Consider the following 22,234-nt stretch of genomic DNA (forward strand, 5'->3'; position numbering starts at 1 on the left):
TGTCGCTCAAACAGGAGGTGTTTCGGACGTGCGACTGACCCCCACGGAACGCGACCGGCTGCTGCTCTTCGGCGCCGCCGAGCTCGCCCGTGCCCGCCGGGCCCGGGGCCTGCGGCTCAATGTCCCCGAGGCGACCGCGCTCATCGCGGACACGGTCTGCGAGGCGGCCCGCGACGGCAAGCGACTCGCCGAGGCGATCGCCGCGGCCCGCTCCGTCCTCGGCCCCGACGACGTCCTCCCCGGTGTCGCCGACGTGGTCACCGAGGTCCACGTCGAGGCCGTCTTCGACGACGGCTCCCGCCTCGCGGTCGTCTCCGACCCGATCGGCTGGGGGTCCCCCCGCGAAGCAGGGGGAGGAAAGCCGGGCGCGGAGGCGCCGGGCGCCCTGCTGCCCGGCCCCGAGCACCCGGAGCCCGCGCCCGCGGTCACCCTCCCCGTACGGAACACGGCGACCGTGCCCGTCAGCGTGACCTCGCACTTCCACTTCTTCGAGGCCAACCCACGGCTCGACTTCGACCGGGCGGCCGCCTACGGGATGCGGCTCGCCATCCCGGCCGGCGCGTCGTTCCGCTTCGACCCGGGCGGCGAGGCCGAGGTCGGTCTCGTGCCGATCGGCGGCGCGCGCGTCGCCATCGGCTTCGCGGGACTGGTCGACGGGCCGCTGGACGCGCCCGGCGCGAAGGAAGAGGCCCTGCGGCGCGCGGCGGCCTGTGGCTACCTGGGAGTGGAGAGCTGATGGACCCGTACGAGTACGCCTCCGTGCACGGCCCCCGGGCCGGCGACCGCGTCGTCCTGGGCGACTCCGGGCTCGTCGTCCGCGTCGAGTCCGACTCCCAGAAGCACGGCGACGAGTTCCTCGCGGGCTTCGGCAAGACCGCCCGTGACGGCCTTCACCTCAAGGCCGCCGCCGTCCGTGACACCTGCGACGTCGTCATCAGCAACGTGCTGGTGATCGACGCCGTGCAGGGCATCCGGAAGGTGTCCATCGGCATCCGGGAGGGCCGGATCCACGCGATCGGGCGGGCCGGCAACCCCGACACCCTCGACGGCGTCGACGTCGTCGTCGGCACCGGCACCTCGATCGTCTCCGGCGAGGGCCTCATCGCCACCGCCGGAGCCGTCGACACCCACGTCCACCTGCTCTCGCCCCGGATCATGGAGGCCTCGCTCGCGAGCGGCGTCACCACGATCATCGGGCAGGAGTTCGGCCCCGTCTGGGGCGTCGGCGTCAACTCGCCGTGGGCGCTGCGTCACGCCTTCAACGCGTTCGACGCGTGGCCGGTCAACATCGGCTTCCTGGCGCGGGGTTCGTCCTCGGACGCGGCGCCGCTCGTCGAGGCGCTCGCCGAGGGCGGGGCGTCGGGATTCAAGGTCCACGAGGACATGGGTGCCCACACCCGGGCCCTCGACACCGCGCTGAGGGTGGCCGAGGAGCATGACGTCCAGGTGGCCCTGCACAGTGACGGCCTGAACGAGTGCCTGTCGGTGGAGGACACCCTGCGGGTCCTGGACGGCCGGACCATCCACGCCTTCCACATCGAGGGCTGCGGTGGGGGGCACGTACCGAACGTCCTGAAGATGGCGGGCGTGCCGAACGTCATCGGCTCCTCCACCAACCCCACCCTGCCCTTCGGCCGCGACGCGGTGGCCGAGCACTACGGGATGATCGTCTCCGTCCACGACCTGAAGACCGACCTGCCGGGCGACGCCGCGATGGCGCGTGACCGGATCCGGGCCGGGACGATGGGCGCGGAGGACGTCCTGCACGACCTCGGCGCGATCGGGATCACCTCGTCCGACGCGCAGGGGATGGGAAGGGCCGGCGAGACCGTACGCCGGACCTTCGCCATGGCCGGGAAGATGAAGGCCGAGCTGGGCCCGCTGGAAGGCGACGGCGCGCACGACGACAACGCGCGTGTCCTCCGCTACATGGCCAAGCTCACCATCAACCCGGCGATCGCCCACGGCCTCGCCCACGAGATCGGCTCGATCGAGGTCGGCAAGCTGGCCGACATCGTGCTGTGGCGCCCGGAGTTCTTCGGCGCCAAGCCGCAGCTGGTGCTGAAGTCCGGCTTCCCCGCGTGGGGGGTCGTGGGCGATCCGAACGCCGCCACGGACACCTGTGAACCCCTCGTCCTCGGACCGCTGTTCGGCGCGCACGGCGCCACGGCCGCCGACCTCTCCGTCGCGTTCGTGGCGCAGGCAGCCGTCGACCTCGGCTCCGACGCGATGCCGACCCGCCGCCGTCGCGTCCCCGTGCGCGGCACGCGCGGCATCGGCCCCGCGGACCTGGTCTTCAACTCCCGTACCGGAGACGTGCAGGTCGACGGCCATACGGGCCTCGTCTCGCTCGACGGCTCCCCGATCCGCTCCGAGGCGGCCGAGTCCGTCTCCCTCAACCGCCTCTACTTCCTCTAGGACCCTGTGATGACCTTCCGCATGCCCGCCGAGTGGATGCCGCACGAGCGCACCTGGATGGCCTGGCCCAGCCCCAACCCCACCTTCACCAACGACGAGGAGCTCGCCGAGGCCCGCGCCGCCTGGGCCTCCGTGGCCCGCGCGGTACGCCGCTACGAGCCGGTGACGGTGATCGTCGCCCCCGGTGAGGCGGAGTCGGCCGCCGCACTCCTCGGCCCGGAGATCGAGCTGGCGGAGCGCGAGCTCGACGACGCCTGGATGCGGGACATCGGCCCGACCTTCGTCACGAACGGCACCGAGCTGGCCGCCGTGGACTGGGTGTTCAACGGCTGGGGCGCCCAGGACTGGGCCCGCTGGGAGCACGATGCGAAGATCGCCCGCCATGTCGCGGACCTCGCCGGCGTCCCCGTGGTCTCCTCCCCGCTCGTCAACGAGGGCGGCGCGATCCACGTCGACGGCGAGGGAACGGTTCTGCTGACCGACACGGTCCAGCTCGGCGCCGGCCGCAACCCGGAGTGGACCCGCGAGCAGGTCGAGGCCGAGATCCACGCCAGGCTCGGCACCACCAAGGCCATCTGGCTCCCGCACGGCCTCAGCGGCGACTACGGCCTCTACGGCACCCAGGGCCACGTCGACATCGTCGCCGCCTTCGCCCGCCCCGGCACGGTCCTCGTCCACAGCCAGCAGGACCCGGCCCACCCGGACTACGAGCGCTCCCGGACGTACGTGAACATCCTCCGCGGCCAGACCGACGCCCAGGGCCGCCCGCTGGAGGTCGTCGAGATCCCGGCCCCCACCGTCCTCAAGGACGAGGAGGGCGACTGGGTCGACTACTCGTACATCAACCACTACCTGTGCAACGACGGCGTGGTCCTCTGCGCCTTCGACGACCCGCACGACGAACTCGCCGCGGAGATCTTCCGCCGCCTCTTCCCGGAGCGCACGGTGACCCTGGTCGACGCGCGGACGATCTTCGCCGGTGGAGGCGGCATCCACTGCATCACGCAGCAGCAGCCCCGCGTGTAGTCCGCACGGTGGCGGCCAGCACCAGCACGCTCAGGGCGAACATCACGATGCCCAGGGGGACGTGGAAGGCCGGCATGTGCGCGACGCCGAGCACCACCTGCGCCGAGGAGAGCACGAGGAAGCCGGTGGCGTACAGGGCCGGGCGGGCAGACCCCCCGCCCGGCTTCCACGCCAGGACCGCGGCGAGCACGTACAGCATCGACGCGCCGTACATCACCTTCGATCCGGCGTCGTGCAGCGCGAGGCCGAGGGACCCGGACAGCAGCATTCCGGCGGTGACCGACTGGAAGAAGAGGGCCAACGTCTGCAGGGCGACCGCGACCTGCGGGAACGTGAACCTGCCCGGCGACGGCGTCGTCTGTACGGCCATGATGGGGTCCCTTCTTCTGCCTCGCGGCGGTGGATCGGTACTCTCTCGACTGTTCGACGACGCAGCCCCGCGAAATGTGAGGCGAGCCGTCGGACTCACGGGGGAACGGGGAGCGGTCGGCACCATGAGCACACAGCCCGATTCGGGGTACGACGTCCGGTCCGAGCCGGGGCGCGACCGGTCCGAGCCGGCGACGGAGGCGGGGCCGGAGCTCGGCGCCGTCGTCGGCGAGCGGCGTCATCTGACCGACCTCGCCTACCGGCTGCTCGGTTCGCTGGCCGAGGCCGAGGACGCCGTGCAGGAGACGTACATCCGCTGGTACGCGATGTCACCGCGGGAGCAGGCGGCCATCGCGTCGCCCGGCGCCTGGCTGACGACGGTGGCGGGGCGCATCTGCCTCGACGTGCTCGGCTCGGCGCGGGCCCGGCGCGAGCGCTACGTCGGCGCGTGGATACCCGAGCCGCTCCCCGACCGCTCGGAGTGGGCAGGCGCTGCCGATCCCGCCGACCGGGTCACCCTGGACGAGTCGGTGAGCATGGCCTTCCTCATCGTCCTGGAGTCGATGACCCCGGCCGAACGCGTGGCCTTCGTCCTCCACGACGTCTTCCGTTACCCCTTCGCGGAGATCGCCGAGATCGTCGGCCGGACGCCCGCCGCCTGCCGGCAGCTGGCCACCTCGGCCCGCCGGCGCGTGCGGGCCGCGCACGCACCGGCGGCTCCACCGGCCGGGCAGGCCGGACTCGTGCGGAACTTCAAGGAGGCGTGGGAGGCCAAGGACATCGAGGCCCTCGTCGGCCTCCTCGACCCCGAGGCCGCGATGGTCGCCGACGGCGGCGGCCTGGTCGGCACCGTGCTGCATCCGGTCGAGGGCGGCGAGGAGATCGCCGCGTACCTGATCCACATCGCCGACAAGGTCCCGGGAATGCGGCTCCTGGAGCGGTCGGTCAACGGCCGGCCCGGGCTGGTCGCGCAGCACGCCGGCGTGACCGTGACCGTGGCCGCCTTCGACCTCGCCGGAGACCGCGTCACCCGCATCTGGGCGGTCCGCAACCCGGAGAAGCTCCGGGCGTGGACCGGGACGGGACCTGACGGGGCGATCCTGGGGAGCGGGTCCGGCGGGACGATCCTGTAGAACATACGGGTGAGTCAGAGCAGCAATCCGTCCCAACCCCCGCCCCATGCCCGCCGCCGCAACCAGGCCGCCCCGCCCCGCGAGGACGTGCTCGCCGCGGCCATGGACACCATCGCCGAGCGCGGGCTCGACGGGCTCACCATGGCCGGGCTCGGGCGCCAGGTCGGGATGAGCAGCGGGCACCTGCTCTACTACTTCCGCACCAAGGACGAGCTGCTGCTCCAGACCCTGGAGTGGAGCGAGGGCCGGCTCGGCGCCGCCCGGAGCGCGCTGCTCTCCCGGCCCGGGACCGCGCGCGAGCGGCTCGACGGGTACGTCGACGTGTACGTGCCCGACGGGCCGCGTGACCCGCACTGGACCCTGTGGCTGGAGGTCTGGAACCGCTCGCAGAACGCCGCCGACGACGCCCGGGCCCGGCAGGCAGCCATCGAGGGGGCCTGGCACAGGGACCTGGTCGCGATCCTCGCCGAGGGCATCTCGCGGGGGGAGTTCCGGGCGGTCGACCCGGACCGGTTCGCCACCCGTACGAGGGCTTTGCTCGACGGCTTCAGTGTGCACGTGGCCGTCGGGATCCCGGGTACGGGACGGGACCAAGTCCTGTCCCACGTACGGGAGTTCATCGAGCAGGACCTGCTGCCGCGACCGTAACGCACGTAAGTACACAGGATCGTTGTGCGCTACAGCCTTGTTGCCCGGGTGTGACCTCCGGCACGGTTCCGGTCCATGGGACGAGAGCACTGGAAGAAGATCTGGGTCGGCTCCGCCGGCAACATGGTCGAGTGGTTCGACTGGTTCGTGTACGCGAGCTTCGCCACCTACTTCGCGGGATCGTTCTTCCCGGAGGGGAACGACACCGCGAAACTCATGAACACCGCCGGCATCTTCGCCGTCGGTTTCTTCATGCGGCCCGTCGGCGGCTGGCTCCTCGGCCGGGTCGGCGACCGCAAGGGCCGCAAGGCGGCGCTCACCCTCACCGTCACCCTGATGTCCGCCTCCGCGCTCCTGATCGCCGTCGCCCCCACCTACGCGGTCGCGGGCTACGGAGGCGCCGCCGTCCTCCTGGTCGCCCGCCTCCTCCAGGGTCTCTCCGTCGGCGGCGAGTACGCCGCGAGCGCCACCTATCTCACGGAGGCCTCGGCCCCGGAGCACCGCGGCTTCGCCTCCAGTTTCCAGTACGTGTCGATGACCGCGGGCCAGGTCTTCGGCCTCGGCCTGCTGATCGTCCTCCAGCGCACGATGTCCGACGCGGCCCTGCACAGCTGGGGCTGGCGCATCCCCTTCGTCATCGGCGCCCTCGGAGCGGCCGTCGTCTTCTACCTGCGCCGCACCATGCTGGAGACGGAGGTGTACGAGGAGAGCGCGGGCGACGGGGTCGCGAGCGGCGAGCAGGGAACCCTCAAGGCGCTCTGGGCGCACCGGCGCGAGGCCTTCCTCGTCGTCGCCCTCACCATGGGCGGGACCGTGGCCTACTACACGTACACCACCTACCTCACCAAGTACCTCTCGAACTCCGCCGGACTCCCCAAGCAGACCGCGACCCTGGTCTCCTTCTGCGCCCTGATCGTCTTCGCCTGCCTCCAGCCGCTGGCAGGCCGGCTCTCCGACCGGATCGGGCGCCGTCCGCTCCTCATCACCTTCGCGGTCGGCTCCACCCTCCTCAGCGTGCCGATCCTGGCGATGCTGAAGCACGCGGGCTCCTTCTGGCCGGCCCTCGGTCTCTCGCTGCTCGCGCTCCTCGTCGTCACCGGCTACACCTCCATCAACGCCTGCGTGAAGGCCGAGCTCTTCCCGACCGGCATCCGCGCCCTCGGCGTCGCCCTCCCGTACGCCATCGCCAACGCCCTCTTCGGCGGCACCGCCGAGTACGTGGCCCTGTGGTTCAAGAACGCCGGGATCGAGTCGGGCTTCTCCTGGTACGTCGCGGGCTGCGCGGCCGTCTCCCTGGTCGTCTATCTCGCGATGCGGGAGACCCGGGACATCGACCTGGGCAGGGTCGGCGCGTCGGCATCGTCCGTGCCGGGCCGGAAACGAGATCAGCTGCCCGTATCGTGAGACCGCCGACCCGGCGGCCCCCCACCTGTGTCAGACTTCCGGCGTGCTTGCTACCACGATGATTATCGGCAGCGGCGCGCCGGTCCGCAGTGGCCACTGAATCGCGGCACAACCCCCGCGGCAGTGGACACCGTGCCTCAGACCCGCGCGCAGACCTCTCGCACCCGCGAGGGGTTTTTTCGTTTTCCGGCCCCACCCATGCCGGAAACGGACAGCGCGTGAGAATGGGGGCAAGTGGATCCAGACCTTCCGGAGCCACATCCGACAGGAGCCATCACAGTCATGACCACGGAGAACGGCGAGAGCCCGCGCCTCGACGACCGCCATGTCGACGACAGCTTCCACGTCTTCGACACGACGCTGCGCGACGGGGCGCAGCGTGAGGGCATCAACCTCACGGTCGCGGACAAGCTGACCATCGCGCGCCACCTCGACGACTTCGGCGTGGGCTTCATCGAGGGCGGCTGGCCCGGTGCCAACCCGCGTGACACGGAGTTCTTCGCCCGCGCCCAGCAGGAGATCGCGTTCAAGAACGCGCAGCTCGTCGCCTTCGGCGCCACCCGCAGGGCCGGAGGCAACGCCGCAGAGGACCCGCAGGTCAAGGCGCTGCTCGACTCCGGTGCCCCGGTGGTCTGCCTCGTCGCCAAGTCGCACGACCGGCACGTCGAACTGGCCCTGCGCACGACCCTGGACGAGAACCTGGAGATGGTCCGCGACACCGTCTCCTTCCTGACCTCCCAGGGCCGCCGTGTCTTCGTCGACATGGAGCACTTCTTCGACGGCTACAAGGCCGACCCGGACTACGCCAAGGCCGTGGTCCGCGCCGCGCACGAGGCCGGCGCCGACGTCGTCATCCTCTGCGACACCAACGGCGGGATGCTCCCGGCCCAGATCCAGGCCGTCGTCTCCACCGTCCTCGCCGACACCGGCGCCCGCCTCGGCATCCATGCCCAGGACGACACCGGCTGCGCCGTCGCCAACACCCTCGCCGCCGTCGACGCGGGCGCCACACACGTCCAGTGCACCGCCAACGGATACGGCGAGCGGGTCGGCAACGCCAACCTCTTCCCCGTCGTCGCGGCCCTGGAGCTCAAGTACGGCAAGCGGGTCCTCCCCGAGGGCGCGCTCGCCGAGATGACCCGGATCTCGCACGCCATCGCCGAGGTCGTCAACCTCACGCCCTCCACCCACCAGCCGTACGTCGGCGTCTCCGCCTTCGCGCACAAGGCCGGGCTCCACGCCTCCGCCATCAAGGTCGACCCCGACCTCTACCAGCACATCGACCCCGAGCTCGTCGGCAACACCATGCGGATGCTCGTCTCCGACATGGCCGGCCGCGCCTCGATCGAGCTCAAGGGCAAGGAGCTCGGCGTCGACCTGGGCGACGACCGCGCCCTCGTCGCCCGGGTCGTCGAGCGGGTCAAGGAGCGCGAGCTCCGGGGCTACACGTACGAGGCCGCCGACGCCTCCTTCGAGCTGCTGCTCCGCGAGGAGGCCGAGGGCCGCGCCCGCCGCTACTTCCGTACGGAGTCCTGGCGCGCGATCGTCGAGGACCGCCCCGACGGCACCCACGCCAACGAGGCCACCGTGAAGCTCTGGGCCAAGGGCGAGCGGATCGTCGCCACCGCCGAGGGCAACGGCCCGGTCAACGCCCTCGACCTGGCGATGCGGGTGGCGCTGGAGCGCATCTACCCGCAGCTCGCCAAGTTCGAGCTGGTCGACTACAAGGTCCGCATCCTGGAGGGCCGCCACGGCACCGAGTCCACGACCCGGGTCCTGGTCACCACCAGTGACGGCAACGGCGAGTGGGCGACGGTCGGCGTCGGCGAGAACGTGATCGCGGCCTCCTGGCAGGCCCTGGAGGACGCCTTCACGTACGGGCTCCTGCGCGCGGGGATCGACCCGGCCGAATAAACCCATAAAGTCGGTAGATCCTCTATGTCTAGTTCGATGCTGTTCGGGTAGCGTCGAACACATGAGGACCAGGCCGCTCTTCGCCCTGTCGGCCCTCGCCGGGCTGATACTGCTGCTGCTCCTGGCCCTGGCCCCGTCCGCGGGCGCCAGGGCCACGGGGATACCGGACGTGGCCGCCGCCCTGAAGCAGGGCCCGGTGTACGTCGACCCGGGCGCCGCCGACCAGCTCTCGAAGGCCGACGCGGACGCCCTCGCCCAGAAGATCAAGGACGCGGACAAGCCGCTCTTCGTGGCCGTCCTGCCGGCGAACGCCCAGTTCCCGGCGGAGGACCTCTTCCGGGACCTGCGCACGCAGACCGGGATCACCGGCCTGTACGCGATCCGCCTCGGAGACGGTTTCGACGCGAAGGCCGACGCCGCCGTCATGTCCCCGCAGGCCGTCGGGAACCTCGTCGCCTCCGTACGCCAGCCCGGCGTCGACGCGGCCACCGAGCTGAACAACTTCGCCGACCAGGCCCTGCTCACCCTGCGCGGCTCCGCGCCCGCCTCCTGGGGCTCCGTCGGTACGGACTCCGGGGTCCCCGTCGCCGGACTCGTCACGCTCGGCGCGGTCGTCGCCGTGAGCGGCGGGGCCGCCTACACCGTCGTCCGCCGCAAGAGGCTCCGCAAGGAGGCCGAGGAGCGGGCCGCCCTCGACAAGCTGCGGGTCGTCGTCGACGAGGACATCACCGCCTTCGGCGAGGAGCTCGAACGCCTCGACTTCCACCCCGCCGAGCCCGGCGCCGACGACACCAGGCGCGGCGACTACGAGCGCGCCCTCGACTCGTACGACAAGGCGAAGTCCCTCATGGGCTCCGCGACCCGCCCGCACGACGTCCGCGCGGTCACCGAGGCCCTGGAGGACGGCCGGTTCTCCCTCGCCGTCCTCGCCGCCCGCCGCGAGTCCCGCCCGCTGCCCGAGCGGCGCGCCCCCTGCTTCTTCGACCCGCGCCACGGCCCGTCCGCCGAGGACCGCACCTGGGCCCCGGCCGGCGGGACCGCCCGCCAGGTCCCGGTCTGCGCCGCCGACGCGGCGCGCCTCGACGACGGCCTCGACCCCCTCGCCCGTACCGTCGACACGGACGCGGGCCGCCGCCCCTACTGGGAGGCGGGCCCCGCCTACGGCCCCTGGGCCGGCGGCTACTTCGGCGGCGGCCTCCTCCCCGGCCTGCTCATGGGCACGGTGCTCGGCTCCATGCTCGCCACCCCGGCGTACGCCTCCGAGTACGGCGGCGGCGACTTCGGAGGCGGTGACTTCTCCGGCGGTGACTTCTCCGGCTCCGACTTCGGCTCCGGCGACTTCGGCGGAGGCGGCGGATTCGACGGCGGCGGCGGGTTCTGACCGCACGGCGACCGGGGCCGCACGGGGCCCCGGGCGTTGAACGCGTTGAGTAGACGTGCGCGCACGAACGGTGATCGGTGACAGTGCTCGCGGCGGCGCAGCCCGCGCCGGCCGAGCACACCGAAAGGTCGCACCACCGTGCCGAACAGCACCTCCGCCCAGACCGGCACCACCGTCGAGACCGGCACCCCCGGGCCGTTGGACGTTCACGGCCTGATCTGTGTCGAGCCCCCCTACTTCGCCCTCCGTGACCTGCGCCGGGAGGCACCCGGCGAGGTCACCGCCGAGATACCCGTCGAGGCCGACGGCGGTCGCCAGGCCACCCCCATCGGCATCTCCGAGATCGGCCGCCACCTCGCGATCGCCGGACTGTGCGCCGCCGCCACCGTCAACCCCCGCGAGGGACGCCACTTCTACCTGGCCCGTGCGGCCCGCGGCAGCTGGCACGCCCCCGCCACCCCTCCCGGCACGCACCCGGTGGACGGGCTGATCGGCAGGGCAGGCGCCGCCTTCTCCTCCCCGCGCCGGGTGGCGGCGGGGACCTGCCTCACCAGCCGGGACGGCACCCTGCTCGCCACCCTGGACGTCGAGTACGACGTACTGGCGCAGCCCGTCTTCGAACGGGTCCTCGGTGACCGGGTTCCCGACGCCCCCGTCACCGTCAACCCGTACTCCCTGCCGATGCCCCTGCGGCAGGTGGAGGTCCGGGGCGGCCACGGCTCGGCCGCGCTGACCGTCACGCCCGAGATGTGCCCCGGCCACTTCGCCGGCCACCCGGTGCTCCCCGTGGCCACCCTCTCCGTCGGCATGACCACGCTCATCGACCACGTCGTCGCCGCCCGCGGCCGCCATCTCCGCTGGCTGCCCGTGACCTGGTTCCTCAGTGCCGACAAGCTCGTGCACGCGGGGGAGACGGTCGTCTTCGAGGGCGAGGTCACCTATGCCGCCGGAGACCCGAAGGGCGCCCTCGGCGCGGCGGGTGCCGTCGCCTCGTTCCGCGGCACCGCGCGGGTGGGCTCCGAGACCGTCGCGGAGGCCGGAGTCGACCTCCTCCTCGTCGACGACGGCGTCCCGGGGGTGCTGCGCCCCGCATCGCCGTCCGCCGTCCGTCCGGCTCCGCACGCCTGACCGTGCGTCCGGCCAGCAGCACGACGCGCCGTCACGCGCGGATCGTTTCGGTCGCGGCGTACCACCCGGTCCGCTCCGTCGGCAACGCCGAACTCATCGAGTCGTACGGGCTCGACTCCACCGACGCCTGGATCCGCGCCCGCACCGGCATCGGTGCCCGCGGCCTCGCGGGCCCGCACGAGACCCTCGCCCACATGGGGGCGCGCGCGGCCGAACGGGCCGTGCGGCGGGCGGGCCTCGAAGGGGGCGGCATCGACTGCGTCCTCGTCGCCACGATGAGCCACCTCACGGGCGACACCTCGCTCGCGCGCGAGATCGCCGACCGGCTGCACCCGGTGCCGCGCGCGGCCCTGGACGTCTCCGCCGCGTGCGCAGGCTTCGCCACCGGTCTCGAGCTGGCCCGCTGCCTCGTCTCCGGAGGTGTCTTCGGCCGGGTCCTGCTCGTCGGCGCCGAGCGGATGTCCGACATCGTCGAGGCCGCCGACCGGACCACCAGCGTCATCTTCGGCGACGGTGCGGGCGCGGTGGTCGTCGAGGCCGCCGACGAGCCCGGGATCTCCGCCGCCGCGTGGGGAAGCGACGGGGCGCAGGGCGACCTGCTCAGCCGGGCGCCCGGCGACCCCCGGAACCCGCCGAAGGGCGCCGAGGGGCCGCCGTACCTGCGGATGCGGGGTCCTGAGCTCTACCGCTGGGTCATGGCCCACGTGCCGGAGAACGCCCACCAGGCCCTGCGGCGCGCCGGGATCACCGCGGGGGAGCTCGACGCCTTCATCCCGCACCAGGCCAACGACCGGATGATCACCGGTCTGGCCAAGGCGCTCGGACTGCCCCCGACCGTGGCCGTGGCCAGGGACGTGGTCCGGCGCGGCAACACCTCCGCGGCCTCCATCCCGCTGGCCATGGAGGCCCTGCTGGGCGAGCGGCCCGAACTGTCCGGCGGGCTCGCCCTCCTGACGGGATTCGGCGCGGGCGTCGCGTACGCCGCCCAAGTGGTCCGGCTCCCGTGAGGGGGCGGGGCCGTCCCGAGGGGCGACCGGTGCCCCACGGAATGCCGGCGTCACCATGGACAGGTCGGACACGGAAGAGAAGGAGGACGAGGCCGTGACCACTCGACGTGCCGGTCATCTGCTGAACGGTCTGCTTGCCGAGGCGCGGTGGAGCGCCGGTGACCTGGCCCGGGCCGTCAACGCCCTCGGCACCCGGCAGGGCATACCCCTGCGGTACGACCGCTCGGCGGTCGCGCACTGGATGGCCGGTTCCTTCCCGCGGCCGCCGGCCGGCGAGCTCGCGGCGCAGGCCCTGAGCCAGCGCCTCGACCGGGTGGTGACGCCCGAGGAGACCGGGCTCGTCAGGGACCGGGGCGGCGCCGGGTCCGACGTGGCCGCGCCCTCGGCCCGGGCCGACCCGGTGGGGGAACTGATGGCGCTCTGCCGGAGCGACGCCGGCTCCACCCACCGCGGAGCGCTCGCCGGGATCGTGTACGACGCGGCCTACGTCCCGCCGCCCGTACGCCGCAGCGGTACGGGGCGGTCGGCGCCCAGGATGACCCACCGGGCCGGAGCCGGGGACGTCGAGCTGATGCGACGGCTGACCCAGGTCTTCAGCGACCTCGCCGCGGCCCACGGCGGAGGGCACGCCCGGACGGCGCTCGCCGCCTACCTCGGCGACGACGTGGCCCGGGCGCTGCGGTCCACCGCCCCACCCGGGCTGCGCGCCGAACTGTTCACCGGCGCGGCGCAGTTGACCCATGTCCTGGCGGCGTCGACGGACGACGCGGGGCGGCCGGGGCTGGCCCAGCGGTACTACCGCCTGGCCCTCGGGCTCGCGGTCGAGGCGGAGGACCGGCGTATGCGGGCGATCGTGGTGCGCTCGCTGAGCGCCCAGGCCGCCAGGCTCGGGCACCGGGCGAGCGCGACGGCCTACGCGGACGAGGCCGTGCGCGCGGCGCGGGCCACCGGGGACGACGCGACCGTCTCCTTCGCGCTGGTCCAGCGCTCGCTCACGTACGCCCTGAGGCGGGAGGAGCGGGCCGCGCGGGCCGATATGGCCGCCGCGGAGCGGATGCACGACCGGGCCACCGCCCGGCCGGGCCCCTTCGCGGCCTATCCGCGGTCGGGCCTCGACTATCAGCGGGCCGAGGTCTTCCACGCCCTGGGGCAGCGGGACGAGGCGGTGCGGGCGCTGCGCCAGGCCGTCGCCCTGCGCCCGCCGGAGCAGCACCGCGCCCATGCGCTCACCCAGGCGCGGCTGGCCGAGGTCCTGATCGGCGACGGGAAGGCGGAGGAGGCGTGCGGTCACTGGAACCTCTTCCTCGACCACTATCCGCACATCCGGTCGGCCCGCGCCGAACAGGCCCTCGCCCGGCTGCACTACGGTCTGAGCGCCGTGCCCCACCAGGCCGACGGGGCGGCGCTCAGGGAACGGGTCAGCGCCCTGGCGCGGACTCGGCGCACGTCGGAAGGGTGACAAGTCGGGTAAAAGGGATCATCCATGGGGCAGGGGTATCACGCGGTCCGGCGGGGGCGTGGCAGGCAGGCGCGGGTGGGAGTCGTGCGATTTTATGAGTATCTGAAATGGCCGGAGGGCAGCCGGAATTCAGGTCACACCAGCGGCTTCACCGACATCAGCAGGTGCCGGTGGGTCGGCTTCTCGGCGTCGGTGAGGAGGGCCCGCTGGCCGGGGCCCAGGAGGTGGAAGCGGGCCTCGGGGGCGTCCAGGGAGCTCAACGCGTCCAGGAGGTAGCCCGGGTTGAACGCGACCGTCATCGAGTCCGCCCCGGCGAGGGTGCCGGGGAGGTGCTGGGAGGCCACGTCGTCCTCGTACCCCGCCTGGAGGTGGACTCCCGAGGGTGTGAAGGCCAGCTGGACCGGGCTGTCGCCCTCGGCGACCACCGCGACCCGCTTGACGGCCTCCGTCAGCGGCGCCCGCTCCGTCACCGCCAGGGCGTGGTCGCCCAGGGCGAAGAGCTTGTCGTGGCGGGGGAGCCGTCCGTCGAGCAGCCGGGTGGTGGTCCGCGTGCCCCCGCTCTCGAAGCCGATCGAACCGGCGTCGAGCGCGAGGCGGGCCGGGCCGGCGCCCGCGAGGGAGCGGGCGATCTCGGTCAGACGACGGGCCGGGACGACCACGTCGGCCGGCGTGGCGGGCGCCGCCGCCCTGCCGAAGTCCGGGTACCACTCCAGGGTGCGGACCGCGTAGCGGTAGCGGTCGGTGGCCGCGAGCGTCATGGTCGACCCGTCCAGGGCGAGCCGTATCCCGGTGAGGACCGGCAGGGAGTCGTCCCGGCCCGCCGCCACGGCGATCCGGCCGACCGCCGCCGCGAAGGCGTCCCCGTCCACCGTGCCCAGGACCTCCGGCAGCGCGGGCGGGGCCGGGTAGTCGTCGAGCGGCAGCAGGGAGAGGCCGAAGCGGGCGTCGCCCGAGGTCACCGTGAGCCGGGCGCCCTCGACGACGAGCTCCGTACGGCCGCGCGGCAGCACCTTGCAGATGTCGAGGAGCCGGCGGCCCAGTACCAGGGCCCGTCCCTCGGCGAGCGTGTCGGCCTCGACCTCGACGCGGGCGGACGCCTCGTGGTCGAGGCCGGAGACCCGCAGCCGCCCCTCCGCCGCCTCCAGGAGCAGCCCGCCGAGGACGGGCATCGGGGAGCGGGGCGGCAGCACGCGCGCGGCCCAGGCCACGGCGTCGGTCAACACGTCGCTTTCGATACGGAATTCCATGCCGCCGACGCTAGCGACCGCCACTGACAACGGCGTTGACCAGCAGGTTCAGCCGTCCCTCGGCGAGGTCGGGCGGGAGCCGGTCGCCCCCGTCGAGGGCGGCCGGGCCGGTGGTGTGCTCCGGACCGCCTCTGTTCGCGACGTCCCGGGACGAGGTCGGGACTAGGTCGGGACGAGGTCGGGACGAACCCGGCCCTGCGGGAAGGGGAGCGGGCCGTCCACCGTTCTACGCTCTGATCTCACAACGGCACACAGGGGGAGAGAGCGCGATGAGTGACGTCCGCGTCCACGGCACGGTGGAGCCCGGATTCGAGTCCGTGCGCGAGGTGTTCGCGGGGATCGCCGCGAACGAGGCACGGGACGGCGGTGCCCAGCTCGCCGTCCACCACCGCGGCCGCCTGGTCGTCGACCTCTGGGGCGGTGACGGCGTCGACGGGGACTCCCTGCTCGGGCTCTACTCCTCCTCGAAGGGCGCCATGGCCCTGGTCACCGCCCTCCTCGTCCAGGACGGCACCCTCGACCTGGACCGCGCGGTCTGCTTCTGGTGGCCCGAGTTCGCCGCCGAGGGCAAGGGCGAGACCACCCTCCGGCAGCTGCTCGCCCACCGCTCCGGCGTGATCGGCACCGACGACGGCCTCTCGGCGGAGGAGCTGGCCGACGACCGCCTGGCCGCCGCCCGCCTCGCGGGACAGCGCCCCTTCTGGGAGCCGGACGGCGGACACGGCTACCACGCGCTGGTGATCGGCGCCCTGGTCGGCGAGGTGGTCCTGCGGGCCACCGGCCGGACGGTCCAGGAGCTGTACGAGGAGCGGGTCCGCGCCCCGTACGGCATCGACTACCACCTCGGCCTGCCCGAGGAACTGGAACCCCGCTTCCGTACGGCCCTGCCGATGCTGCCCACCCCTGCCGAGCAGGCACTCCTCGCGGCGAACCCGATCGCCCCGGACAGCCTCATGGCCGTCGCGTTCAACCTCCACGCCGACCCGCCCTTCGACATCGTCGGCTACGCCAACTCCCGTGCGGTTCGGGAGCGGGCACCGCTCTCCGGCGGTGGCATCGGCACCGCGCGCGGCCTCTCCCGGATGTACGCGGCGATCGCGGGCGAGCTGGACGGGCGGCCCCCGCTCCTCACGCCCGACACCCTCGCCGAGGTCGCCCGGATCCATTCGGCGGGCAAGGACCTGGTGACGGGCGAGGAGAACGCCTTCGGCCTCGGCTTCGTCCCGTCGGCCGACCGCTACCCGTCCCTGAGCCCGGCGGCCATCGGCCACAGCGGCGCCCCCGGTTCCCAGGCCTTCGCCGACCCGGCGACCGGCCTGGCGTACAGCTACGCCCGCCGCCGCTTCGGCTTCGCCGCCGGCCCGGGCGCCGTCGAGAACGACCGCCTGATCCCGGCCGTCGTCGAGGCGGCGGCACAGGCCGGCTGATCCGCGCCCGCCGGAACGGAGCGCCGGGCCCACCGACCCCACCGGACAGGAGCGCCGGGCCCACCGGCCCCACCGGACAGGAGCGCCGCGTCCGCCGAGTCCGCCGGGCCCGCCGCGCAACGCCGAGCGCCCGCCTTCCGCTGTCGCGGAGGGCGGGCGCGCTCGTGGGGCAGGCCGGTCAGGCGGCGTTCTTGATCGCGGAGATGTCGAAATTCAGCTTGACCTTGTCGCCGACCAGTACGCCGCCGGTCTCCAGGGCCGCGTTCCAGGTCAGGCCCCATGCGGAGCGCAGGATCTCGGTCGAGCCCTCGAAGCCGACGCGCTCGTTGCCGAAGGGGTCCGTGGCCGCGCCGTTGAACTCCAGGTCGATGCTGAGCGGCTTCGTGACGTCCTTGATGGTCAGGTCACCGGTGATCCGGTACCTGTCGCCGCCCAGCTGCTCGGCCTGCGTCGAGCGGAAGCTCATCAGCGGGAACTGCTCGACGTCGAAGAAGTCGCCGCTGCGCAGGTGGCCGTCGCGGTCGCCGAGACCCGTGTCGATGGAGGCGATCGTGATGTCGATCGAGGCGGTCGAGGCGCTCGGGTTCGAGCCGTCCAGCTTCAGCGCGCCCTCGTGCTCCGCGAAGGTGCCGCGGACGTTGGTGACCATCGCGTGGCGGACGGTGAAGCCGATGCTGCTGTGGCTCGGGTCGATGGTGTATTCGCCGGTCAGAGCGGCCAGCGCGGGGTCCACCGGGAGGGTGGCGGTGGCGACGGCGGACTCGTTGTTCTTGCGGCCGAAGAGACCCATGACTGACTACTCCTTGATCGGGATTGGTTGAACCTTCAACGAGAACGACTGTAGCCCTATTCCGTTCAAGTTTCAACTTCTCTGGAGGATGTTCATCCGAAAGGCGCCGAACAGCGGCCGACGCCCTCTATCGGACGCGCGTAGAACTGCGGCACCATCTCCCTGCACCACCGGATCCACCGGCTCCACCTGCACCGCCGTCCCCAACCGTCACGGTCACCAGCAGGAGGCACTCCCGATGAAGCTCCGCTCCGTCCTCACCGCCCTGGCCCTCGTCCTCGGGGCGCTCTTCGCGCCCGGCGTCGGCGCCCTCACCGCCGCCGGCGAGGCCCACGCGGTCACCAAGATCAGCCACGCCACCGCGACCTCGATGTTCCGTTCCTCCGGCATCACCTGGTCCTCGTCCGGCAACTGCTCGAACCGGAACAACTCGACCTGTACGTCCTTCGAGCAGCTCAACCTCGCCACCGCCCAGGGCGCCCAGACCCTCAAGAGCGCCAGCGGCTGCGCCCTCAACATCACCGGCGGCACCGAGACTGGGCACGCGAGCGGCACCTACTCGCACTGGAACGGCTACAAGCTCGACTTCAGCAAGTACACCTGCGTCGGGAGCTACATCAAGAACACCTTCACCTACATCGGCCTGCGCGGCGACGGTGCTCCGCAGTGGAGGTCCGGCGCGGGCAACGTCTACGCCGACGAGGGCAACCACTGGGACGTGACCTTCTACAACTGCGGCGGCTGCTGACCGCTCGCCACGTGCCAAGAAGCCCCTCTCGGTGGTCACTTGGACTAACCGAGGGGGGTTCTTGGACTGGAGGGGCCCGCGCGGCGCGATCTCGTTGACGGTGCCGCGGGGGCGGGGGCCAACTAGTGCGCATGCCCCTCCCCAAGTCGCGAAGAATCCGTGCGGCCTGCGCACTCGCCGCCGCTTCATCCGCCGTGTTCGCCCTGGCCGGCCCGGCGACCGCCGAGGCCGGGACCCCGCAGGCCGAGGACACCACCGCAGCCACCACCGCCACCGGAACCACCGCCGTCATCGCCTCCGCCCAGCTCTCCGTCGCCGTCGCCGAGGACTTCCCCCGCGCCCTCTCGTACACCGACCGCGCCGGCGGCGCCCGCCTCCTCGGCAGTACGGCCCCGGTCACCCAGGTCGTCCTCAACGGCACCCCCTACGCCGTCCAGGCCAAGGGCGCCCCCGTCCTGACCGCCACCTCCGCCGCGTACACCCTCGCCTTCCCCGCCCTGCCCGGCGTCGAGATCGACGCGAGCCTGAGCGTCGACGGCCGGACCACCACCTTCCGGGTCACCGCCGTCCGCGACACCGACACCTTCCGCGTCGGCACCCTCGACATACCCGGCCACGACCTCGTCTCCGTGGGCTCGGCGGACGGCGGCGCCGCCACCGCCTTCACCCGCCTCGACCCCGACTCCACCCGTACCGCCGACGTCTTCGCCCAGGTCACCGCCGCCACCACCGCCGAGGCGAACCCGGTCGGCGCGAGCTACGCGCTCGTCAACACCGGGCAGCTGGCCGCCGCCGTCGAGTCCAACTCCAGCTACGACAAGCCCTCCGGCGCCTCCGCCCGCGACGGCGCCCGCTTCTGGCACCAGGCCCGTACGCGGACGTCGGAGACCGGAACCGAGACCCGCGTCGGCGTCTGGTCCGGCCAGTGGACCTACCGCGGCGCGGGCGCCCCGCAGCCCGAGACCGGCGACGACCTCCCCTGGGCCAAGGTCGTCGTCACCCCCGACGCCAACGACGACGGCGCCACCGACTGGCAGGACGGCGCCCTCGCCTTCCGTACGATCGGGATCAAGGCCCCCGGCAGCGAGCAGACCCCCGACCGGGTCGTCGCCCACATCCCGTTCAACTTCGCCTCGCAGGCCACGCACCCCTTCCTGCGCACCCTCGACGACGTCAAGCGGATCTCGCTCGCCACCGACGGACTCGGCCAGTTCGCGCTGCTCAAGGGGTACGGCTCCGAGGGCCACGACTCAGCCCACCCCGACTACGGCGGCAACTACAACAAGCGCGCCGGCGGCCTCGCCGACCTCAACACCCTCCTCAGGGAGGGCAGGAAGTGGGGCGCGGGCTTCGGCGTCCACGTCAACGCCACCGAGTCGTACCCCGAGGCGAAGAACTTCAGCGAGACCCTCGTCGACAAGACCAAGCCCGGCTGGAACTGGCTCAACCAGAGTTACTACATCGACCAGCGCCGGGACATCAACAGCGGCGACCTCGCCCGCCGCTTCCAGCAGCTGCGCGACGAGACCGACCCCAACCTCTCCGCGCTCTACATCGACGTCTACTACACACACGGCTGGATCGCCGACAAGACGGTCCAGGCCGTCCAGGCGCAGGGCTGGAACGTCGCCACCGAGTGGTCCGAGAAGTTCGAGCGGGCCTCCCTCTGGTCCCACTGGGCCAACGACCTCGACTACGGCGGCGCCACCAACAAGGGCCTCAACTCCCAGATCGTCCGCTTCATCCGCAACGGCGAGAAGGACGTCTGGAACAACCACCCGGTCCTCGGCCAGACCGCGCTCGTCGACTTCGAGGGCTGGACCGGCGAGACCGACTGGAACGACTTCACCGCCAACATCTGGCAGCGGAACCTGCCCGCCAAGTACCTCCAGCAGCAGCGCATCACCCGCTGGAACGGCAACGACATCACCTTCACCGGCGGCGTCCGCGGCACCGTCGAGAACGGCCGCCGCACCTTCCACGAGAACGGCCGCAAGGTCCTCGACGGCGAGACCTACCTGCTCCCCTGGGACGACGGCAAGAAGCTCTACCACTACAACAAGACCGGCGGGACGACCAGCTGGGCCGTCCCCGCGGGCGTCGGCTCGTACTCCGTCCACAAGCTCACCGACAACGGCCGGGTGAAGACCGCCACCGTGCGGCCCGTCGACGGGCGGATCACCCTCGACGCCGTCGCCGGACAGCCCTACGTCCTCTACCCGGACCGCGCCCCCGCCCAGCCCGCCCCGCGATGGGGCCAGGGCACCCCCGTGAAGGACCCCGGCTTCAACGACGCGAAGCTCGGCGCCTGGACCACGGCGGGGACCGTCGCCCGTGACACCGACGCGCAGGGCCGCAACAGCGCGAAGCTCAGCGGCTCGGCCACCGCGTCCGTACGCCAGCAGATCACCGGCCTCACCCCCGGCGCGCGGTACACCGCCTCCGCCCTGATCGAGGTCGAGCCGGGCAGGACCCGCCCCACCACCCTCTCCGTCGCCGGGCGGACCGTCACCGTCGAGCGCTCCGCCCTCGACGACCGGGTCGCCGCCTCCGACTGGAACGGCACCCGCTTCCAGCGCGCCAAGGTCACCTTCACCGCCCCCGCCAACGGAACCACCCCGCTGCGGATCGAGGCCGCGAGCGGCAGCACGGCGACCGTCCGGATCGACGACGTACGGATCGTGGCCAACGCCCCGGCGACGAAGGCCGGAGCCGTCGCGTACGAGGACTTCGAGGCCGTCGACCAGGGCTGGGGCCCCTTCCTCAAGGGCGACTCCGGCGGGACGACCGACCCGCGCACCCACATCGCCCAGCTGCACGCCCCGTACACCCAGGCAGGCTGGAACGGAAAGCCGATCGACGACGTCATCGGCGGCGCCGAGTCCCTCAAGTCGCACGACGAGAACAGCGGCCTGGTCTACCGGACCGCGCCCTGGACCGTCCCGATGAAGGACGGGAACAGCTACCGCGTCGAGTACGACTACCAGTCGAGCCACGCCGGCGCGTACGAGTGGGTCACCGGCTACGACCGGACGACCGGCAACGGGCCGGCCGTCGAGACCCGCCGCATCCCGGTCGGGCAGCAGAGGACGACCGGGCACTTCTCCGAGACCGTGACGGCCGGCTGCGGCGACACCTGGACCGGGCTCCGCAAGCGCGGCGACGCCCCCGACGGCGCCGACTTCGTCCTCGACTCCTTCACCGTCACCGACCTCGGCCCGGCCGCCGAACGCGCCGCCTGCGGCACGCTCGCCGTCACCGCCCCGGAGACCCTGGAGCCCGGCCGGGCCAACGAGATCACGGCCACCTTCGGCAACGACGAGCCGGCCGCCATCACCGGCGCCCAGGCCGTGCTCACCCTCCCCGAGGGCTGGACCGCCGAACCGGCCGCGCCCGTCACCCTCGACACGGTCGCGGCGGGCGGCAGCACCACCGCCACCTGGCGGGTGACCCCGCCCGAGGACGCCGCCTACCGGCCGTACGCGCTGGGCGCCGAGGTCACGTATGCCCTCGGGGGAGGCGCACGGAAGCTCACCGCCGCCACCACCGTCCGCACCCTGCCCCCGCCGCCCACCACCGACAGCTGGGCGAGCGACCTGGACTGGACCTCGGCCACCAACGGCTGGGGACCTGTCGAGCGCGACCTCTCCAACGGCGAGACGGGCACCGGCGACGGCTCCCCGCTGCGGATCGGGGGAGTGACGTACGCCAAGGGGCTCGGCAGCCACGCCCCCGCCAGGGTCCGCTACTACCTGGGCGGCCGGTGCACCTCCCTCACCGCCGAGGTCGGGGTGGACGACGTCCAGACCAGCCGGGGCACCGTCCGGTTCAGCGTGGTCGCGGACGGGACGGAGAAGGTGACGTCCCCGGTCCTCAAGGCCACGGACACCGCCTGGCCGCTCACCGCCGACGTCACCGGCGCCTCCTACGTCGAGCTCGTGGCCGACGACGGCGGCGACGGCAACGGCAACGACCACGCGGACTGGGGGAACGCCCGCTTCCACTGCGGAGGCTGAGCACCCGGCACCGGACGGCAAGCGCTTTCGGCCGGCCGGTGTCGTGCTCATTGATTGCGTCGGAAACCCGGTGTTACACCAGGCGCCGAACGGTCTCACCACGTCCCCCGGGAGGCTCC

The 22,234-nt window shown here is 72.7% G+C and carries 17 protein-coding genes; 14 read left to right on the plus strand and 3 right to left on the minus strand.

From position 1 onward, the window contains the following. Positions 1–28 precede the first annotated feature (28 nt). The 3 genes from ureA to OG580_RS25670 are packed head-to-tail and all read left to right on the plus strand — an operon-like array spanning position 29 to position 3,444. Complete coding sequence (gene ureA / locus OG580_RS25660; RefSeq protein ID WP_267046021.1) at positions 29–736, plus strand: urease subunit gamma; 708 nt, start codon at positions 29–31, stop codon at positions 734–736. After that, positions 736–2,418: an urease subunit alpha gene (locus OG580_RS25665; RefSeq protein WP_267046022.1), complete on the plus strand. Its 1,683-nt coding sequence runs from the start codon at positions 736–738 to the stop codon at positions 2,416–2,418. Before ureA ends, OG580_RS25665 begins: the two co-directional genes overlap by 1 nt. 9 nt (positions 2,419–2,427) lie before the next feature. Next, complete coding sequence (locus tag OG580_RS25670; protein WP_267046023.1) at positions 2,428–3,444, plus strand: agmatine/peptidylarginine deiminase; 1,017 nt, start codon at positions 2,428–2,430, stop codon at positions 3,442–3,444. Here OG580_RS25670 and OG580_RS25675 read toward each other — a convergent pair. Next, the gene (locus OG580_RS25675; protein ID WP_267046024.1) at positions 3,419–3,814 is read right to left on the minus strand and encodes a hypothetical protein; all 396 of its coding nucleotides are present in this window, start codon (positions 3,812–3,814) and stop codon (positions 3,419–3,421) included. The genes OG580_RS25670 and OG580_RS25675 overlap by 26 nt on opposite strands. Positions 3,815–3,938: 124 nt before the next feature. Between OG580_RS25675 and sigJ the strand changes: the two genes are divergently transcribed. The 8 genes from sigJ (at position 3,939) to OG580_RS25715 (ending at position 13,887) form a co-directional block, all read left to right on the plus strand. Continuing rightward, a complete protein-coding gene (sigJ, locus tag OG580_RS25680) occupies positions 3,939–4,946 on the plus strand; it encodes an RNA polymerase sigma factor SigJ (protein ID WP_267046025.1) in 1,008 nt (335 codons plus the stop codon). Positions 4,947–5,048: 102 nt separating this feature from the next. Further along, on the plus strand, positions 5,049–5,594 hold the full coding sequence (locus OG580_RS25685) for a TetR/AcrR family transcriptional regulator (RefSeq protein WP_267048126.1): 546 nt from the start codon (positions 5,049–5,051) through the stop codon (positions 5,592–5,594). Positions 5,595–5,669: 75 nt separating this feature from the next. Beyond that, positions 5,670–6,998, plus strand: coding sequence for an MFS transporter (locus OG580_RS25690; protein WP_267046026.1), 1,329 nt, complete (start codon positions 5,670–5,672; stop codon positions 6,996–6,998). A gap of 282 nt (positions 6,999–7,280) precedes the next feature. Then, positions 7,281–8,912 (plus strand): citramalate synthase, encoded by a 1,632-nt coding sequence (gene cimA, locus OG580_RS25695; protein WP_267046027.1) that lies wholly within the window; start codon positions 7,281–7,283, stop codon positions 8,910–8,912. 61 nt (positions 8,913–8,973) lie between these two features. After that, positions 8,974–10,293 (plus strand): hypothetical protein, encoded by a 1,320-nt coding sequence (locus tag OG580_RS25700; protein WP_267046028.1) that lies wholly within the window; start codon positions 8,974–8,976, stop codon positions 10,291–10,293. Positions 10,294–10,431: 138 nt separating this feature from the next. Further along, the gene (locus OG580_RS25705) at positions 10,432–11,421 is read left to right on the plus strand and encodes a hypothetical protein (protein ID WP_267046029.1); all 990 of its coding nucleotides are present in this window, start codon (positions 10,432–10,434) and stop codon (positions 11,419–11,421) included. 2 nt (positions 11,422–11,423) lie between these two features. After that, the gene (locus OG580_RS25710) at positions 11,424–12,428 is read left to right on the plus strand and encodes a beta-ketoacyl-ACP synthase 3 (RefSeq protein WP_267046030.1); all 1,005 of its coding nucleotides are present in this window, start codon (positions 11,424–11,426) and stop codon (positions 12,426–12,428) included. 94 nt (positions 12,429–12,522) lie between these two features. Then, the gene (locus OG580_RS25715) at positions 12,523–13,887 is read left to right on the plus strand and encodes a hypothetical protein (protein WP_267046031.1); all 1,365 of its coding nucleotides are present in this window, start codon (positions 12,523–12,525) and stop codon (positions 13,885–13,887) included. Positions 13,888–14,021: 134 nt separating this feature from the next. On the opposite strand, the gene dnaN is transcribed toward OG580_RS25715, so the two are convergent. Then, complete coding sequence (gene dnaN, locus OG580_RS25720) at positions 14,022–15,134, minus strand: DNA polymerase III subunit beta (protein ID WP_267046032.1); 1,113 nt, start codon at positions 15,132–15,134, stop codon at positions 14,022–14,024. A gap of 269 nt (positions 15,135–15,403) precedes the next feature. On the opposite strand from dnaN, the gene OG580_RS25725 reads away from it, so the two are divergent. Then, a complete protein-coding gene (locus OG580_RS25725; protein ID WP_267046033.1) occupies positions 15,404–16,561 on the plus strand; it encodes a serine hydrolase domain-containing protein in 1,158 nt (385 codons plus the stop codon). Positions 16,562–16,739: 178 nt separating this feature from the next. Here OG580_RS25725 and OG580_RS25730 read toward each other — a convergent pair whose 3' ends face one another. Next, the gene (locus OG580_RS25730; protein WP_267046034.1) at positions 16,740–17,351 is read right to left on the minus strand and encodes a YceI family protein; all 612 of its coding nucleotides are present in this window, start codon (positions 17,349–17,351) and stop codon (positions 16,740–16,742) included. A 238-nt stretch (positions 17,352–17,589) separates the two neighbouring features. Between OG580_RS25730 and OG580_RS25735 the strand changes: the two genes are divergently transcribed. Both OG580_RS25735 and OG580_RS25740 read left to right on the plus strand, forming a co-directional pair. Then, the gene (locus tag OG580_RS25735; RefSeq protein WP_267046035.1) at positions 17,590–18,099 is read left to right on the plus strand and encodes a hypothetical protein; all 510 of its coding nucleotides are present in this window, start codon (positions 17,590–17,592) and stop codon (positions 18,097–18,099) included. Between the two features lie 131 nt (positions 18,100–18,230). Further along, positions 18,231–22,115 (plus strand): endo-alpha-N-acetylgalactosaminidase family protein, encoded by a 3,885-nt coding sequence (locus OG580_RS25740; protein ID WP_267046036.1) that lies wholly within the window; start codon positions 18,231–18,233, stop codon positions 22,113–22,115. Positions 22,116–22,234: the final 119 nt, after the last annotated feature.

Source organism: Streptomyces sp. NBC_00094 (assembly GCF_026343125.1).
In the GTDB taxonomy this organism is placed as follows: Bacteria; Actinomycetota; Actinomycetes; order Streptomycetales; family Streptomycetaceae; genus Streptomyces.